The 16,960-nt window shown below is 68.4% G+C and carries 14 protein-coding genes and 3 pseudogenes; 10 read left to right on the plus strand and 7 right to left on the minus strand.

What is annotated here, in order from left to right:
• Positions 1-3: 3 nt before the first annotated feature.
• The 3 genes from ASD48_RS45255 to ASD48_RS17710 all read left to right on the plus strand — a co-directional run bounded on the left by ASD48_RS45255 (position 4) and on the right by ASD48_RS17710 (position 2,189).
• Positions 4-1,197 carry a DUF2637 domain-containing protein gene (locus tag ASD48_RS45255; RefSeq protein WP_242432640.1) on the plus strand — a complete coding sequence of 398 codons (1,194 nt, stop codon included), beginning with the start codon at positions 4-6 and terminating at the stop codon, positions 1,195-1,197.
• Positions 1,198-1,603: 406 nt separating this feature from the next.
• Complete coding sequence (locus tag ASD48_RS42015) at positions 1,604-1,906, plus strand: toxin glutamine deamidase domain-containing protein (RefSeq protein ID WP_079073824.1); 303 nt, start codon at positions 1,604-1,606, stop codon at positions 1,904-1,906.
• A 1-nt stretch (position 1,907) separates the two neighbouring features.
• Complete coding sequence (locus ASD48_RS17710; protein WP_057602629.1) at positions 1,908-2,189, plus strand: hypothetical protein; 282 nt, start codon at positions 1,908-1,910, stop codon at positions 2,187-2,189.
• A 386-nt stretch (positions 2,190-2,575) separates the two neighbouring features.
• On the opposite strand, the gene ASD48_RS45260 is transcribed toward ASD48_RS17710, so the two are convergent.
• A complete protein-coding gene (locus ASD48_RS45260) occupies positions 2,576-2,839 on the minus strand; it encodes a hypothetical protein (protein WP_242432642.1) in 264 nt (87 codons plus the stop codon).
• Between the two features lie 61 nt (positions 2,840-2,900).
• Positions 2,901-3,257, minus strand: a pseudogene (locus ASD48_RS45265) (methyltransferase domain-containing protein); the annotation flags it as partial.
• A 682-nt stretch (positions 3,258-3,939) separates the two neighbouring features.
• Here ASD48_RS45265 and ASD48_RS17720 point away from each other — a divergent pair.
• Positions 3,940-4,581: a BlaI/MecI/CopY family transcriptional regulator gene (locus ASD48_RS17720; protein WP_057602690.1), complete on the plus strand. Its 642-nt coding sequence runs from the start codon at positions 3,940-3,942 to the stop codon at positions 4,579-4,581.
• Positions 4,582-4,980: 399 nt separating this feature from the next.
• On the opposite strand, the gene ASD48_RS17725 is transcribed toward ASD48_RS17720, so the two are convergent.
• Positions 4,981-5,988 carry an endonuclease/exonuclease/phosphatase family protein gene (locus tag ASD48_RS17725; RefSeq protein ID WP_242432636.1) on the minus strand — a complete coding sequence of 336 codons (1,008 nt, stop codon included), beginning with the start codon at positions 5,986-5,988 and terminating at the stop codon, positions 4,981-4,983.
• A gap of 243 nt (positions 5,989-6,231) precedes the next feature.
• The gene (locus ASD48_RS45270) at positions 6,232-6,789 is read right to left on the minus strand and encodes a DUF6417 family protein (protein ID WP_242432637.1); all 558 of its coding nucleotides are present in this window, start codon (positions 6,787-6,789) and stop codon (positions 6,232-6,234) included.
• Positions 6,790-7,046: 257 nt separating this feature from the next.
• Here ASD48_RS45270 and ASD48_RS17735 point away from each other — a divergent pair, with 257 nt between their 5' ends.
• The 3 genes from ASD48_RS17735 to ASD48_RS17745 all read left to right on the plus strand — a co-directional run bounded on the left by ASD48_RS17735 (position 7,047) and on the right by ASD48_RS17745 (position 11,394).
• Positions 7,047-7,748 carry an HNH endonuclease family protein gene (locus ASD48_RS17735; RefSeq protein ID WP_057602631.1) on the plus strand — a complete coding sequence of 234 codons (702 nt, stop codon included), beginning with the start codon at positions 7,047-7,049 and terminating at the stop codon, positions 7,746-7,748.
• A gap of 293 nt (positions 7,749-8,041) precedes the next feature.
• The gene (locus tag ASD48_RS17740; protein ID WP_057602632.1) at positions 8,042-8,536 is read left to right on the plus strand and encodes a lamin tail domain-containing protein; all 495 of its coding nucleotides are present in this window, start codon (positions 8,042-8,044) and stop codon (positions 8,534-8,536) included.
• A 458-nt stretch (positions 8,537-8,994) separates the two neighbouring features.
• A complete protein-coding gene (locus ASD48_RS17745; protein ID WP_079073825.1) occupies positions 8,995-11,394 on the plus strand; it encodes a DEAD/DEAH box helicase in 2,400 nt (799 codons plus the stop codon).
• A 30-nt stretch (positions 11,395-11,424) separates the two neighbouring features.
• Here the strand turns inward: ASD48_RS17745 and ASD48_RS42025 are convergent.
• Positions 11,425-11,565, minus strand: a pseudogene (locus ASD48_RS42025) (transposase); the annotation flags it as partial.
• A gap of 106 nt (positions 11,566-11,671) precedes the next feature.
• On the minus strand, positions 11,672-12,457 hold the full coding sequence (locus ASD48_RS17750) for an AraC family transcriptional regulator (RefSeq protein ID WP_057602633.1): 786 nt from the start codon (positions 12,455-12,457) through the stop codon (positions 11,672-11,674).
• 92 nt (positions 12,458-12,549) lie between these two features.
• Between ASD48_RS17750 and ASD48_RS17755 the strand changes: the two genes are divergently transcribed.
• The 3 genes and pseudogenes from ASD48_RS17755 to ASD48_RS42030 all read left to right on the plus strand — a co-directional run bounded on the left by ASD48_RS17755 (position 12,550) and on the right by ASD48_RS42030 (position 15,725).
• Positions 12,550-13,479 (plus strand): NmrA/HSCARG family protein, encoded by a 930-nt coding sequence (locus ASD48_RS17755; protein ID WP_057602634.1) that lies wholly within the window; start codon positions 12,550-12,552, stop codon positions 13,477-13,479.
• A 49-nt stretch (positions 13,480-13,528) separates the two neighbouring features.
• The gene (locus tag ASD48_RS17760; RefSeq protein ID WP_057602693.1) at positions 13,529-14,428 is read left to right on the plus strand and encodes an NADP-dependent oxidoreductase; all 900 of its coding nucleotides are present in this window, start codon (positions 13,529-13,531) and stop codon (positions 14,426-14,428) included.
• Positions 14,429-14,899: 471 nt separating this feature from the next.
• Positions 14,900-15,725: pseudogene (locus tag ASD48_RS42030) on the plus strand (IS5 family transposase).
• 49 nt (positions 15,726-15,774) lie between these two features.
• On the opposite strand, the gene ASD48_RS17775 reads toward ASD48_RS42030, so the two are convergent.
• Positions 15,775-16,842, minus strand: a complete 1,068-nt coding sequence (locus tag ASD48_RS17775) for a S8 family peptidase (RefSeq protein ID WP_057602635.1) — start codon at positions 16,840-16,842, stop codon at positions 15,775-15,777.
• Between the last annotated feature and the right edge of the window lie 118 nt (positions 16,843-16,960).

A 16,960-nucleotide genomic window follows, 5' to 3' on the forward strand; every position in this document is an offset into this window, starting at 1 on the left:
CACATGGAGGGCGTGCGCCTCACGCGCTGGCTGCTCTCCCCGCTGCCCACCTTCCACATGGAGGGCGTGCGCCTCACGCGCTGGCTGCTCTCCCCGCTGCCCACCTTCCTGCTCTGGCGCCGGATGAAGCTGTGGGAGCTGCGCTCCTACGAACAGGTGATCAAGCTGGAGCAGGAACGTCTCGTCTACCAGGCGAGGCTGCGTTCCCGCTTCGGCCGTGCCTGGCGCCGCAAGGCCCCGGTGGAGTCACTGATGCCGCTGCGGCTGGCCCGTTACGGCGTCCCGCTGGCGGAGACCGCCCCCGCGGGCCTGGCGGCGGCGGGCATACAACCCACGCAGCCGCCTCTGGCAGCAGCCCACCAACTGGAACCGGAATCGGGCGGCCCGGCCCGCACAGGAGGTGGGCCGACCGCCGGCGCAACACCAGTGCTTCAGCAGGAACAGGCGGCAACTGCCCGAACCAACCCGGACACTCGGGCCGCTGAACACGCCCCGCAGCTTCCGCCACGAATGCGCGCCACCGGGCACCACAAGCCCGCTCAGGCCAGCACAGCCGCGCCTCACCCGGCAGTACCGGCGCCACACGCTGAGCCCCGCCCGCCACAGAGCTCACGCAAGGACAACGGAGAGCCCAACCGGCGCGTCACCCCCATTTCCCCGGACTGGAGCACTCCTCCCGGAACCGAGCCTGCAAGCGCCCAGTCCACTCTGCGATCCCTAGACCACTACGCCATAGCTGCCACCCCAGACGGCGCGCGACTGCCAGACAAACGACCCGCCCAGCCCCCTCGCACCGCTCCCGCTCCCAGGCCACGGCCACGGCCACGGCCTACCACCGTCGACCGCTACTACCAGGTCTGGGCCGACTTTCACCACCGACACCACCGGTACCCGGATGCAGCCGAACTCTCTACCCACCTCGCCGAACACGGCATCCTTGACCGCAGCCAGCAACCCATCAAACCGAAATCTCTCTCCCGCTACCTCCTCCAATTCCGCCTCTACACCGCATGGGCCCCACACCGCGCCACCACCCGCACTCCAGACCTGCACCGCATCACCCAAGAACTCACCCACCAAGGCATCACCGCCCAATACAACAGGCCCCTCCGCTTCCATCACTTCACCCCCCACCTCCGCGTCTTCGAACGACGCTGGCAAACCCTCAACCCCGACGACACCCAAGAACACACCTGATCGACAAGCAGTAGGTCCTCGTGGCTGACGACGACGAAGAAACCACCCGAGCGATATACCTAAAGCTGCTATGGGCACTTCCTAGCTCAGGTGCCGCCCGTCGCTGCACGGGTAGAGCCCGCAGGTACGCGAATGCTCCGCCAACAAGGCTGCGACGCCCTCGCCGACCTGTATGGCGAGGCAGCCGACGAACTGACAAAGCAGATCGCCCTCGTGGGGGTGGGCGGCCTCACAGGGTGGCGGCGCAGCAGTTGAGCCAGGCAGCGGACGCTACTACGGAGAACCCAGTGCAACGAGGTTCGGACTCCCGTACTACACACCCGAGACACCATCCTCGAAACAGCGCATTAACCCTGAGGGCGGCAGGAGGAACTGCGGGCTGTGCGCCACCGCAGGAGACGACCTCATGGCGGGCCGTAACCCGAACTCGGTTTCCGGAGCCGACCGCCCGTTGACCAGGGCCGAGGTCTCGGCGATCACAGGGCTCCCGTGGCGCAAGGTCGGTGGGCTGAACGTCATCGTCAACAACCCACTGCAGTGGGGCCCTGGAGCACGCGGGATCGTGGGAGCGTGGCCATCGAAGGGCGTCGGTCACTACTTCAACGTAGCTAACATCGATGGAAAGGTAGTCTTCCTTGATTTCCAGTCGGGCAAGGCGAATCCGGCAGCAACGAGATACCGCCACTACTACCTTATAAGGACCAACTGACATGCTCGACAGGGAAGAGGCCGAGCGCAGGGCTGCGGAGTTCCTCGCTACCGAAAGCAAGTCCTGGGGCCCGTCCTCCCTCGTCCGGATCATTCCCGAGTACTGCTTCACTGATGGGGGACGCTTCATCGCTCCCTACGACCACGTTGACTACCTCGACCACGGACACGAGGACATGCAACTCGGCGGGAACCTACCAGTCGCAGTCGATTTGACGACCGGGTCGTGCCGCTTCATCGACTGGGAAGAGGCGGACGACTTCATGGAGCGCGACCTGCTCTGAGCAGGCGTCATTCCGAGTATTCGTGGCGGGCCTCGTCAGGATTGTCCTGGCGAGGCCCGCTGTCCACGAACTTCAGACGGCGTTTCCACGGTGTTGGTCTTGGCAGCGCGAGGACCGTCGCCACTCGGGCCGCGCCCGGATGTCCAGCCGCGGACGTATTTGCAGCGCAGGAGCAGCGCTGGCCGGCTGCGGCGGGAGCTGGACATGCTCAGGCTGTAGGGGACGGCGAACTCGGCGAGCGGGACCGGATCGGCGCCCGGCCCCTGCGAACTCCAGCAGGGCCTGGCCCAGGGCGAACTTGTAGGTGCGGGAGTTGGCGCCCAACAGCACCGCCAGCCGCCACGAGGCGCGCGCCGAGGCGTCCTAGGCGTAGAACGCGCGCCCGTTCACTGCTGTTCCTTGCGCAGTGCGACGCTCTGCCACCACACCTCGGAGCGCCGGAGCCGGTCGGTGCTTTCCTCCACGACCCGGATCAGCTCCAGCCCCGCACGCTCTCCGTCGCCCGCGGCTTCCTGTGCGGGCACGTCGAACATCACCCGGTCCTCCGGCGGTTCCCCGCGCCGCAGCGAGATCGCCAGCAGACCGCCCGGAGCCAGCAGCTCGGCCAGCCTCCGCATCGTCGGCCTGCGTTCGGCCGGCGGCAGGTGCATCCCACACCGCCGACAGCAGCACCAGGTCGAAGGCTCCTTCCAGCCGCCCCAGGTCTGGTAGGGCGCCCTGCACCCATCGGACCCGCTCGTGAGGATTCGGTTCCTGTGCGACGTCTCGCAGTTCGCGCACGGGCTCGACTGCCACCACGTCGTAGCCGCGCCGTGCGAGCGCGTGGGCGTCGCGTCCGGTACCGGCGCCGACGTCCAGCGCCCGCGCCGGAGGCGGCGGCAACAAGTCCGCCACTCCCCCGTGTATCTCATCGAAATAGACACGCCCGTATCGCTCCCCGAGCTGCTCGGCGTTGCGCGCGTAATACGCCTGAACGCCCACAGCATGCTGCTCCGCCTCGGAGCCCGCGCCCGGGCAGAAGGAGTTCTCGCCTGCTTCGAGCATGCCCTTGCCGCTACGGGCAACCATTGACAATGCGGTGAGATGTAGGTGACACGTTCGGCGAACGGGGGGCCGGGCACCGGGATGGCGGGCGTAGCCGCGAGTGACGGCGTTGGCGACGTAGTTGGTGATGGCGTCGGCCCGGTGGGACGGACGTTGCCTGTCCGGGGTGCTCAGGCTGCTGAGTATGCGCCAAGACAGTGAGGACGGAGGCGTCGAAGCGGCAGTCGTTGCAGGGCGGGAGCACCCCGGCGACTGCCGCCGCGCCACCCCGTGCTGCGCCTGACTGCCCTGGTGCTGGCGGCACACCTGTCGAGCCGCGGCAGTCCCGACACCGGCATGGCCGTCCTAGCCCGCCTGTGCGGCCATTCCTCTCACCAGACAGGAGAGCTCCTGGACCGGCTGGTGGCGCAAGGCACGCCGGCCGGCTGGCACCGCACCCAGGAGACCGATGAGGTGGTCTGGCACTGCCCCCACAGCACGCCCTCCCCCGGCCTGCCCTTCGATGGAACAGGCAGCCGGATCACTGAAGACAGTTCACCGACATGCCCGAATGGAACAAGCAGCTCCGGATATCCGTACTATCCCTATGACAGGGCACTGCGCACTGGACCGTCGCTGCCGCCCGCAGGCATCAGCCACGGGCAGACACACATATGTGGCAGGCCCTTCAACTCCGGCCCAAGGTCGAGGAAAGGCTGTGCACCTCATGTCCGAGAACACTACCGAACTGACATCGCAGTACACCGCTCAAGTAAGTGCCGACCTCGAACGCAACGCCAAGGAGCAGGAGCGGATCGGCGCGGAAATCACCGCTCTGCAGGAGCAGTTGGCAGCGCATCAGCGTGACCACGCCGTGCTGGTCGGCATCCAGCAGGCGATCGCCGCAGCACCGCCTGCGGCAGAGTCTTCGGTCCTGCCGGACAGCGCCGCTGTACCCGCCCCTCGAGCGGCAAAGAAGCAGGCTGAGCCCCGCGCGGGCAAGCATGCACGGCCGAAGAAGACCGCTCCCGCGCCGCGTCGGAGTGCTGCCGGCAAGCCGGCCGCCAAGAAGGCCTCCACCAAGTCCGACAAGGCTGAATCGGCGACAACCGCGCAGCCGACACTGGTCGACCTGATCCGTGGCCATCTCACCGAGCAGAGCGAGCCGCGCTCGGCGGCGGAGATCGCCGCAACCCTCGGCAAGGCCCATCCCGACCGCAGCGTCAAGACGACCGTGGTACGCACCACGCTCGAGGGGCTGGTGGCCAAAAGCCAGGCGCAGCGCAGCAAGCAGGGCTCGTCAGTCTTCTACACGGCTACCGCAGTGCCGGAGCAGGCTGAGGAGCAGTCCGCAGCGGCCGGTGCATGACTCCGCTTCGGCACCCCCGGCGCCGGCCTCTGCGTTCTTGGCACGGGCACTGAGCAGTCTGCTGCACGAATTGGCGCAGTAGAGGGTCCCGGCCTTACGGGCCGGGACTCGCTGCTCGTGTCGGCGGCTTGTCCAGGCACTGGTCGCGGCAGGCCCGTACCCTGCCCGGCTGAGCCTGCTGCTGAAGTTCCATCTGTCGGTGACCGTCAGGGCCGGACGAGGGCGGGATTACCGGACCTGGCATACCTTGCCATGCTTCGATGAACTGGCCAGAGGCTCGCGGGGGTATCTCGATGATCACAACCGTAGGGGCCCGTGCTCGGCGACGGCGTCTACATCAGCACCGGGCTCGTCGTCCCGCACCGCAAACGGCCCGGACGGGCACCGCCGCTGTTGGGGTCATGGTGCGGGGATCGCGAATTCGACCCACATCGGGTAGTGGTCGGAGATGTGCCAGGACAGGTCGGTCAGGCTGTGATCGCCCTGCAGTTCGGGAACGAAGTTCACGTGGCCGCCGGCCCCTGCTTCCAGTGTCAGGACGGGTCGGCGTTTCTGTTCCGTGGTGAACCAGGCGATCTGGTCGTAGAAGTGTTCCGCTCCGGGGTCGTCGAAGACGGTCCGTGAAAGTCCCGCCAGTTGCGGGGCGGGCACGAGGCCGGTGGAGGTGAAGGCTTTGAACAGCGGGTCGTCGGCGCGGTCGATGTTGAAGTCGCCGAGTGCGATGAGGTTGTGGTCCCAGCCGAATTCGCGCTCCGCCCAGCCTGCTAGCCAGTTGGCGATCGCCTGCAGTTCCGGGACCCGTTCGGCGGCCTCCTTGCCGTACAGGATGTGGAGCGTCACCAGAGTGACCGTCTGGCCCCGGGAGAGAAAACTGACCGCGTAGGGAGTGCGGGCGAACTGCCGGTCCAGCTCTCCCGCCGATACACCCGCGTCTTTCTCGATGGGGACCACCAGTTCGCAGGCCAGCCCAGACGGTTTGACCTGTCGGGTGTCGAACAGGAACGCCAGCCGTTCGTCGTTCCCGTCCTTGCCTTCGGTCACGTCGGTGAGGATGAACGCCCAGTCCTCCCCCAGCACCTTCATCAGGTACCGCAGTGCTCGCAGATTCCCGCGTACTTCCTGGACCGCGACCACGTCGAACCGGCGTACTACGGCGGCGATCAGGTGCACGTCGGTGAAGTTCCGCTTCGGGGAGGCGCCTTCAGGAGTCGTCCAGGCCTTGGTCAGGCCGGAAAACCCCCGCAGGTTCCAGGTCGCGATTCGCAGACTCGTCCCCGGTTTGGGCGGCACCAGCGCATCGAGAGCCTCCTCCCAGCGCGAGAGCCGTGCGGCAACCCGGTGCGGCGGCGCCAGGACATCAGGTTCCGTCGGCACGTGGGCCTCTCCTTTTTGCAGCAGCCATTGCACTGAGATTCGGAGGGACACAGGGTGCGGACAAGAGCCCATTGAGGTGACAGACGCGCCGTTAAGAGCGTGTCGCCCTCAGCACGAGGCCATCCGATAGCGCAGCCGTCGTCGCCTTCACAGGCAGCATGAGGTGCTCGCTCCCTCACGGCCGATGGCTGAAGGGCCACGTCGAGAAGAGCCTGGGCAGAGAGCTCTTCGGGGGGGGCGATGCGGCAGCTGATGCCGCCGGGGCGTATCCGTCCACTACAACATCGCAGCCGGCGCGCGGTCCTCCGCGTTGGGTCGGTGCAGGATGCCGTAGTCGCGGTTGAAGCGGTTGGCCTCTGCGGCGGATCCGGTCAGCCGGTGCAGCCAGAACCCGTACGCCACCGACGCGGTCTGTTCCTGCGTGAGGTGCAGGCGCCAGCGCCTGGCGCCACGGTCGTACACGGCTGTACGGACTTGCTCGGCAAGTCCGGGCGCCGGCGGTGATTTCAACTGGTCGGCCAGGCCGATGAACACCCGCAGCGCCGCCATCTGCGACGGCGCCAGCTGCACCAACCGCTGCCCCACCCCCATCCCGCAAGACGCTGGAACGGGCCGGACACCGGCGTAGGCGAGCAGGTCGTGCCCGGCGGCCGACAGACGGGCCGCCCAGCGCACCGGTCGGCCCTCCCACGCCGACAGCTCCGCACGCGTCTCCCGGCCAGCTGTCTCCACCAGCGCCTCCCCCGCCAGGCTACGCACACGCCGCTGCAACGTCGGCGCCACCACATCCAGCACCCAGCCGTGCTCGGCCTCCTCCTCGTACCTCCACACCACTCTGAGAACCTCGAGCGTCCGGTCTCCCTGCACCCCGCCACCCCACACCCGTCATCACCGGCAGCCCACGGCAGCCGTACGTCCGACACGAGAGTGCCGTACCACCTGAAGAACACGAGACGTTCGCTGCCACCCTCATACGATCGTGTGACTTGCCCACCACGCGGGTGAACCCCAAGCCGAACAGCCGTCACAACGCAGACGCGACCACTACGAAGATCACAAACCGTTCGTGATCTTCGAGAGGATCCGTTCTCGTGCGCCTCACCCTCACCGCCAGCGCGACAGCCGCCGCGCTGTTCGCGCTCGCCGCCCTGCTCACTCCCACCACCGCCGCTCACGCCGTCCCCCCCGCTCAGGTGGCACTCCGGCACGCTCCCGGGGACACCATCACCTTGCCGGTCCGCGACGCCCTGGCCGCGCTCACCGTCCAGGGCGAGAGCCGCACCGGCTACGAGCGGACGAAGTTCCGGCACTGGACCGACGCAGACCGCGACTCCTGCAACACACGGGCCGAAGTTCTCCTCGCCGAAGCGGTCACCGATCCCGAGGTCGGCCCGAACTGCACGCTCACCGGCGGATCCTGGTACTCGCCGTATGACGACCAGTACTTTGACGCCGCCCGCAAACTCGACGTCGACCACCTCGTCCCGCTCGCCGAAGCCTGGGACTCCGGCGCCTCGGCATGGACGGCGAAGGAACGCGAGTACTACGCCAACGATCTCGACGACGCCCGGGCCCTGATCGCGGTCTCCGCAACCTCCAACCGGTCCAAGTCCGACCAGGACCCCTCCACCTGGCTGCCCCCGTACGCCGGCTACTGGTGCCAGTACGTCACCGACTGGATCGCCGACAAGACCCGCTACGGTCTCACCATCGACCCCGCCGAACAGGCCGCCCTCGCCCAGCGCCTCGCTGCATGCCCCGACCAGCCCATCACCGTCACCCTCGCCCGCTGAACTCCGGCCCGGCCCCCGCCACGGATGTGAAGCCCACGGGCCGGGGTCCCTTTGCCCAGAGGTCTCGCGAATTCCCGTCGTGTTCACAATCGCAGCCGAGCACAGTCACCGGGCAGGTAGCCGCTCCCGGGCTGCGGCAGCTCACTCCCCCGTGTCCCGTTCCGTTGGACGTTGCCCCGCACAAACCCGCCCCCGCCCACAGTCTTCACGTTATGCACACAGTAGATACATCTGTAGATCACATTCGGTATGCTCCTGACGCTCCATTCGCACCACTGAGGGGGGATTTCCTCATGCGTATCCGCCACACCCTGGCCGCAGTTGCCGCCGCGGGCACGATCGCCGTGATCGCCGCCGGACCGGCCCAGGCCACCGAGTACACATCCGCGCTGAAGCTCAAGGGCGTCCAGTACGACGCCCCCGGCAGCGACTCCAACCGGTGCTCCGGCGGCAACACCAAGGACGAGTACCTGACGATCAAGAACTACTCCCGCACCGCGACCGTCGACCTCAAGGGCTACGTCGTCAAGGACGCCACGGGCAACAAGTTCACCTTCACCGCCAGCCACAAGCTCGAGCCCGGCGACTACGTGAAGCTGCGCGGCGGCAAGGGCACCAACTCCGACGCCGGCAACGTCGCCTACCGCCAGAACTGCAACTTCATCTGGAACAACGACAAGGACACCATCTACCTGCTCAAGCCCACCGGCGCCAAGGCGGACGTCCACTCCTACACCAAGCGCACCAACGACGCCGACGGCAACGGATACATCAACTACCACGGCTGACAGGCGCCACCGCTGCCTCGCGGGCAACCGCAATCCAGCGCCCTCTCAGTGCAGGCCCCCCGGACCGCGTCGTTGCGCCGAGTCGGATGCCTCTCGTAGCCGACGACGCAGCAGCCCATACGAGCTGCTGCGTCGTCGGCAAGGGCTTCGAGAGCTCCATTTCGCCCTTCAGGTTCACGTTCGCGGACCGCCCATGCCCGCTGCTGAGCAGAGGGTCGTCGCCCAGGCGATCCTGCCTCTCGACAGCACCCGGAATCCACAGCGCGCCACCACCATTGTTGGTGACCACGGCTACAAGTGAGTCTTTTGACGCTTGGGCGCTCGTGTTCCTGGCCACCCTGGCGACGGAATCACCTCGACCAGTGAAATGCTCGCCTTGATCCGAGGAATGCTGCGCAGCTGATCTCGTCTGTGGTCGGAGCGTGGTTCCTGACACCGCATACAGGGAAAGGGCAATCGTGAAACTGCGTGCCCATCAGATCGAAGCCGTCGATGCCATCGTGCGAGGCTTCGATGTCCCGGCGGGCAGGATTCCCTTCGATGGTCTGCGCGGGCAGGTGCACGCCGCGTGCGGGACGGGGAAAACCTTCATTGCTGCGGCGTCGGCGAAGCAGCTTGTGCCGAAGGGGCGCAAGCTCGTTCTGGTGCCGACGCTGGACCTTCTGTCTCAGACCGTGAAAGCGTGGCACGAGGTCGGGCACACGGGGCCCGCGGTTGCGGTGTGCTCGCTTCAGGACGATCCGGAGCTGTGGAACCTGCGGGTGCGCTCCACCACGAACCCCGTGCAGTTGGCGCTGTGGCACGGCCAGGGGCCGGTCACCATTTACGCCACGTATGCGTCGTTGGGGGTGCTGGCGGAGGCGTTCGAGGGTGTGTACGGGCAGCAGTTGGCGCCGATGGACCTCGCGGTGGTCGATGAGGCGCACCGTACGTCCGGGTCCATGGGTAAGGCGTGGGCAGACATCCATGACCAGACCGTTGTCCCGGCGTACCGGCGGTTGTACCTGACGGCCACGCCGCGGATCTGGGAAGAGCGGCTTAACCGGGAGGTTGCCGAGGGGATGCGGGATCCGCTGCCCAGGGAGATGGCGGCTTCCATGGACGACGAGAAGATCTTCGGTCCTGTGCTCTACAAGCTGTCGCTCGCGTCGGCGGTGTCGCGCGGGTTGCTGGCGCGGTATCAGATCATCGTCCTCGAGCTCCAGGACCCGGTCGTCACGCCCGAGCGGCTGATGGGCGAGGAGCGGCACACGGAAGAGGTGCGGGGGCAGCGGCTCGGGGCCTTGCAGGCGGCGTTGCTGCACACGATGGCGCAGCACGATCTGTCGACGTGCATCACCTTTCACCACCGGACGATAGAGGCGCAGGCGTATGCGGAGGGCCTGGAGCGCGTCGCGGCGAAGTTGCACGCCGACCAGCCCGAGACGTACCCCGCTCGGATCTGGGCGGACTGGCTGTGCGGCGAACACGCCCCCGAACGCCGGCGGGAAGTCCTGGCCGGGTTCGGGTCGACGGCGCAGCGGGCCGTGCTCTCGAACTGTCGTGTCCTGGGCGAGGGCGTCGACATCAGAGCCGTGGACTCCGTAGCCCTGCTGGACCCCAAGGGCGCGCCGCACGACATCGTCCAGGCCATCGGCCGGGCGCTCCGACAGAAGCCCGGACAAGGCAAACTCGCCTCCCTGATCGTGCCCGTCTTTCTCCAGCCCGGAGAAAAGCCGGAAGACATGTTCACATCCAGCTCTTACCGGCCCCTGGTGAAAATCCTGGAGGGCCTGCGGGCTCATGATGAAGAGGCCGTCGAATTGCTGGCGATTCCACAAGAGCCGCAGAAGGACGTCGCACAGCCCTCCGTGTACATCGGTGCAGCGCCTGAGGACGGTGAGGATGAATCACGGTTGCTGCTCCGTTTTGCCGCCCCCAGGGATCCGGTGATGGTCGCGGAGTGGGTGTCGTTCAACGTGATCGACACGGAGAAGCAGGATTGGGCGCGTGGCTGGGCGGCGCTCAAGCGGTTCACCGAACGCGAGGGGCACGCCCGGGTGCCCTACGGCCACAAGGAGCCGCCCGGCCCGTATCCGCTTGGGCAGTGGGTGGCGGAACAGCGAAGGGCCTTCGGGGCGGGGCAGATGACCGGCCTGCGCGCCCAGCGGCTGGAGAAGCTCGGCATGGTGTGGAGCCTCGCGGATGAGCGGTTCCAGGAGAACCTCGAAGCCGCCAAGGCGTACTACGAGCAGCACTGGACGCTGTGCGCGCCCCGGCCCGCGACGATGCTGGACCGGCCGGTGGGGCAATGGCTTTCGAATCTACGGCGGCCGGGTGCCCTCGACGGACACCCCGAGTGGAAGACGGCGTTGGAAGCCGTGGACGAGGACTGGAACCCGGCATGGCCGGCGGACTGGCAGCGGCACTACGCCGCGCTGCGCGAGCTCGTGCGCGACGAAGAGGGCCAGACCGACGTCCTCCCCGGCGTCACCGTGCAGGGAATGGACGTCGGGAAGTGGCTGGCCCGACAGCGGAAACCGGAGGTCTGGCAGGCCCTTCACGACGGGCAGCGCGAACGCCTGGAGGCCGTCGGCGCCGTCCCGGGGGTTCTGGTGGCTCCAGAGCCGGAAGCCCCCGTGAAGCCGTCCACGGCGCCTCTGAGCGCCTTCGAGCGGGGCGTTGCGGCCCTGGCGCTGTACAAGGCCCGCGAGGGCTCTGTGAAGGTCCCACGGGGGCACGTCGAACCGCTGGAAGACGGCACCGAGGTCAAACTCGGGGTGTTCCTTAGCAACAGCAAGAGCAGGCGGGCCAAGCTCACCGCCGACAAACTAGCCGCGCTCGCCGCGCTGGGATTGGAATGGACACGCAAAGGTTAATGAATGGGATAAGTTTCTGGTTAACAACGGCTAACACAATGAGCCGAGTTGTCGGTGAGTGATGAGACAGCAGGCGAGTTTAAGGAACGCTTCATGGATGTCGGCCCTGCGTTCCCATCGGATGCGCAGACGGCGGAAGCCGTGCAGCCACGCGAAACTCCTCTCCACGACTCGGCATGTTCGGGCTGAGCATGGTGACGCCCACCCCCAGGCCAACGCCGCGCCGACTGAGCGCACCCATGTACTGCGAGACCAGGTCCCGCACCTGGGCAACCTCTCACCCATGGGAGCTGCGGGAGGACCGAGCCGACGAGCGATAGCCTCCGGGTGTCTGACCGACCAGCTCGGTGAAGGCGTCGATGAAGCTGCTGGGGTTCGACCAGCCCAGCCGGATCGCCGTGTCGGTGACCGAGGCACCGTCGCTGAGCTCGATCAGCGCCCGTTGAATGCGCAGCAGGGTGCGCCACTGGCGGAAGCTCATCGACAGCTCGCTGCCGAACAGCCGGCTCAGGGTGCGTTCGCTGGCGCCGGTGCGATGGCCTAGCTCGGCCAGGGTCGCCGAGCTTGCTGGGTCCACGTGGAGCAGGTCGGTGACCGCCTTGAGACGCCGGTCGCTCGGCTCCGGGAGGCGCATCGGCTCCTGTGCGGCGCGGGCGAGCTCGGCGAGTACGACGTCGATCAGCAGCCGCGCACGGGGGCTCTCCAGCGGCACGCCCTCGCTCATCAGTGCCAGATAGGCCTCGCGCAGCAACGCGCTCGCCACGAAGACCGACGGCTCGGCCGGCAGCTGTCCGGTCAGCGTCACGGGCAGCGACAGCACCCGGATGTCCGTCTCGCCGTACGCCTTGCTGCCGTGCACCGCGAAAGGCGGCACCCACATGATCCGACTGGCCGGCGCCACCCAGGTGCCCACCTGGGTCACTGTGACCAGGGCCCCACGCGCGGCGTAGCGGAGCTGGCCGTAGTCGTGGAAGTGCGCAGCCACGTCGGCGCCATGGGCCAGCGGCGCCGACAACGGCGCATCGTCGGTGCAGAAGGTCGGCTCGCCGCTGGGGTCGGACACGCGATCGAGGCTACCCGCCACTGGCGGGTTATCGGAAGAACCTGGCGGGATACCGGTGGTCCGCCTGGCGCCGCAGACCACATCGTGGAGACATGTCACAACAGATCAAGCTCGAGGACGCCGCGCCCGCGTCGTCCTCCCCCACCGCCACACAGACGACCGGCACGATCGCAGTCTTCGGCGCGACGGGGCAACAGGGCGGGGCGGTGGTCGACGCGCTACTGGACCGCAGGGCGCGGGTGCGGGCTTTGGTCCGCAACCCGCAGTCCGACCAGGCTCAGGCGCTGGCCGCCCGCGGCGTCGAGCTGGCGGCCATCCGGACCGACGACCCGGCGTCGCTGGCCACCGCGCTGACGGCGGTCGAGGCGTTCTACTTCATGACCCCGGAGGCGAACAGCCTCGAAGAGGTCGAGGCGGAGATCCGCGTCGGTACCGCGCTCGTCGACGCGGCGGTCGCGGCACGCGTCCCGCACGTCGTGTTCAACTCGGTCATCGGAGCGGACCGGGAGAGGGGTGTGCCGCACCACGACTCCAAGCACTGGATCGAGGAGCACCTGAGGAAGTCCGGCCTGCGGGCCGCGATGGTTCGCCCGGCCCCCTTCATGGAGGTGATGGCACCGAGCCTGGAGCACGGAGAGATCGTGCTGAGGCTGCCGATGCCGGAGGACGCCGCCCTGAAGATGATCTCGATCAGGGACATCGGCCGGGTCGCCGCCGCGCTCCTGCTCGACACCGCGAAGGCGCCCGGCGGAGCCGTCGAGCTCGTCGGCGACGAGCTGACAGGCCCCCAGATCGCCGCGGCGTTCGGCGCCCACGCCGGACTCCCGGCACGGTACGAGGCCCTGCCGTTGAGCGTGCTTCCCAGCGACCTCGACAAGGCGATGTTCCGCCAGTTCGCGGAGGCGGCGGAATACCCGTCGGACCTCGCGGTGGTGCGCTCGATCGAGCCGGCCACCCTGGACCTGGTCGAGTGGATCCGATCCACCGGCTGGACCGCGCCCACAAACATGGCTGGTTCCTGAGCCTCCAGCCGCGATGAACGGCCCCGCCGGAACCGATTTGGAGCAGGACATGAAGGCGATCACCTACACCGAGTTGGGCGGCCCGGAAGTCCTCCGCCTCGCAGAGGTCGACGAGCCGCACGCCGGACCCGGACAGGTGCGGCTGAAGGTCATGGCGGCAGCGGTCAACCCGCTCGACCTCAAGATCCAAAACGGGAGGAGGCCGCAGATGACGCCGCCGTTCCCGGCGATCCCCGGCCTGGAGGCGGCCGGCGTCGTCGACGAGGTCGGCGAAGGCGTGACCGGCGTCGCGGTGGGTGACGAGGTCCTGGGCTGGACCGTCACCGGCGCGTACGCCGAGCACGCGCTGGCCGTCGACTTCGGCCCGAAGCCCGCGGACCTCGACTGGGACCTCGCCGCGGCACTGCCCGTCGCCGTCGAGACGTCGGTCCGCGTGCTCGACGCCCTCGGCGTCGGGGGAGGCGACACGCTCCTGCTGCACGGAGCCGCGGGTGTGTCCGGCGCCGTCGGTGTTCAGTTCGCGGTCGCCCGCGGCGCCACGGTCATCGGCACTGCCTCCCCCGGCAACCACGACTACCTGCGCTCGTTGGGCGCGATCCCGGTCGCCTACGGCGCCGGCCTCGCCGACCGGGTCCGCGAGGCCGCACCGCAGGGCATCGACGCCGTGTACGACACCGCGGGGGCGGGCGACCTGGAGGTGTCGATCGACCTGCGCGGCGGCACCGACCGGATCATCACCATCGCCGATCCGAAGGCCGCCGAGTTGGGTATCCCCTACTCCGGCCCCGGCGCCCCGTTCGGTTCCCGCCTCGGCGAGTACGCCCGCCTCGCAGCCGACGGCAAGCTCACGGTGCGCCTCGCGCAGAGCCTTCCGCTGGAGGACGCCGCGAAGGCGCAGGAGCTGAGCGCGAGTGGTCACGCCGCCGGGAAGCTCATCCTGCGGCCGTAGCTCAGTCACCGGCAGGCTGGGGAGGCACGACGGCAGCGCACCGGCCGGTCGTCACGGTCCTGGCGAACCCGGCCAGCTCGTCCGCCTTCACCGGTCCTGCCTGCCGCAGGTGGCCGGCCGGGACCGCGGGCGAGCAGCAGTTCCGCCTGCTGCTCGCACCACGTCCGCCCGTCCCCGGCTGCCGCGGCCACGAAGGGAATGTCGCGGCAGCCGTCCACCAAGTCGTCGTGCAGCGCCGGCAGGTCGTCCACGTGCTTGCGGGCCAGGCCGATGTGCTCGGGGGCTGCGTTTTGCGCTGAGTGGCTTTCTCGATCTTGGTTAGGCTGCCTGGTCGTATTGATGCTGGTAGCGGTGGTGTGGGTGCGTTGGTGTTCTTGCTGAAGATGAGAGGGCTATAACAACGGCTAACGCAAAGCGGTGGGTCGTTCCTGGCTGCCGTGACGGGTGCGGGAGTTGAGCGTTCGGTCTGGTGTGGGGACGTCGCCGTGGATCGTGTCGGATGAGTTGTGGGACCGCGTGGAACCGCTGCTGCCGCAGCGTGAGCGCAGGTTCCGGTATCCCGGCCGCAGGCCGTTGCCGGACCGGGATGTGCTGTGCGGGATCTTGTACGTGCTGCATACGGAGATCCAGTGGGATACCTGCCGCAGAAACTCGGCTTCGGGTCGGGCATGACGTGCTGGCGACGGCTGCGGGACTGGAACGAGGCCGGCGTGTGGCAGCGGCTGCACGAAGTCCTGCTGGCCGAGTCGAATGCGGCCTCCCGGCTGGACTGGCCAAGGTGCGTGGTCGATTCCTCCCACGTCAGGGCGCTAAAAGGGGGATCCACACGGGCCCCTCGCCGGTCGACCGGGGCCGGGCCGGCTCGAAGCACCATCTGATCACCGACGGCCACGGCACCCCGCTCGCGGTCCTGCTGACCGGCGGCAACCGCAACGACGTCACGCAACTGCTGCCCCTGCTCGACGCGATCCCACCGGTCCGCGGCCGCATCGGCCGTCCCCGACGCAAGCCGGACTCGCTGTTCGCTGACCGGGGCTACGACCATGACATCTACCGTGACCAGGTCCGCGCCCGGGGCATCCTGCCCGCGATCGCCAGACGCGGCACCCTGCACGGCACGGGACTGGGCACCTACCGCTGGGTCGTGGAGAGGAGTTTTGCGTGGCTGCACGGCTTCCGCCGTCTGCGCATCCGATGGGAACGCAGGGCCGACATCCATGAAGCGGGTGGCCGCCGGGCGCCGGGAGAAGCACGGCGGACGTGCCGTGCACAGGGGGCCGCGGGTGCGGTCGGGTGACTCGAAGCCCGAGAGCAGGGAACCGAAAGTGGTGCCCTGACCCACCAGGTCAGAGGCCGCCGGTGTTGAGCAGCCGGTTGGGGGTGTCGGAACGGACACCGCGTATGACACCGCGGGTGGCCGTGTGGTCGAGCCAGACGTGGACTTGGTCGGCCGTGGCGTGCGGGTGTGCCGACAGGTACAGCGCGATCACGCCGGTCGCGTGCGGTGCGGCCCAGGACGTCGCGCCGCCGGTCTCCGTGACCGTACCGCCGCCGGCGAGGGCCGAGGTCACCTTCTGGCCGGGGGCGTACAGGTCCACGCACCGTCCGTAACCCGAGCCGTAGGAGCCGCCGTCGCTCCACGCCCGATCGTTCGAGGTGGAGGCCGCCACGACGATCGTGCCGGGGACGCCGGCCGGGGAGTGCTTGCAGGCGTCGTCATGGAAATTGCCGGCCGACACCACCGTCGGGATCCCCGCATCGACCATCTTCTTCACGGCGGACTCCAGCGCCGCCGACCGGTGGTCGAGGTTGAGCGACATGTTCACCACCGCCGGCTTCTGCGCGTGCGCGGTGACCCACTTGACCGACTTCACCAGCGCCGCCTCGGCCGCCGCCGACGAACCGCCGCCCCCGCTCTCGCACAGGACGCCCTGGACCCGTACGAGCTCCGCCTTGGGCGCCACCCCGTACTTCGCCCCGCCGATGACGCCGGCGACGAACGTGCCGTGGCCGGTCCCCTCCTCGCTGAAGCAGTCACCGGAGTCCTTCGGGCCCACGAAGTCGGCGCCGAGGTGGGCGCGTCCGCCGAACTCCTTGTGGGCGATGTCCATCCCGGTGTCGATCACATAGACGTGCACGCCCTTGCCCGTGGCGGTGGTGGTGAGCTTCCCGTTCAGTGGACGCGACCGCTGGTCCAGGATGTCCAGGTTCCACGGCACGTTCCGGGTGACTCGCGCCGCCGCGGCCAGCTTCTCCAGGTCGGCGTCGGGCACCGCCGCCGAGCCTGACGGCGCCCCGCCCCCGGAGGCCGCCGCGCCGGCTTCCCCGCCGCAGGCCGAGGCCCCGAACACCGTCACCATGGCCACCGCGATGAGACCGGCCTTCGTCACATTCCGCGTCACGACGTCCCCCACTTGCCCGTTTCGTACACAGTCAGCGCACAAGACGAGCACAGGGGGCGAGCGGTTCCGCCGAGGCGTGCGGGTGGGTCGGTGTACGCGCTCGACGGAACCGTGCTCCGCGCACGGCCAC

Origin of the sequence: Streptomyces sp. Root1310 (genome assembly GCF_001426425.1) — a bacterium.
In the GTDB taxonomy this organism is placed as follows: Bacteria; Actinomycetota; Actinomycetes; order Streptomycetales; family Streptomycetaceae; genus Streptomyces.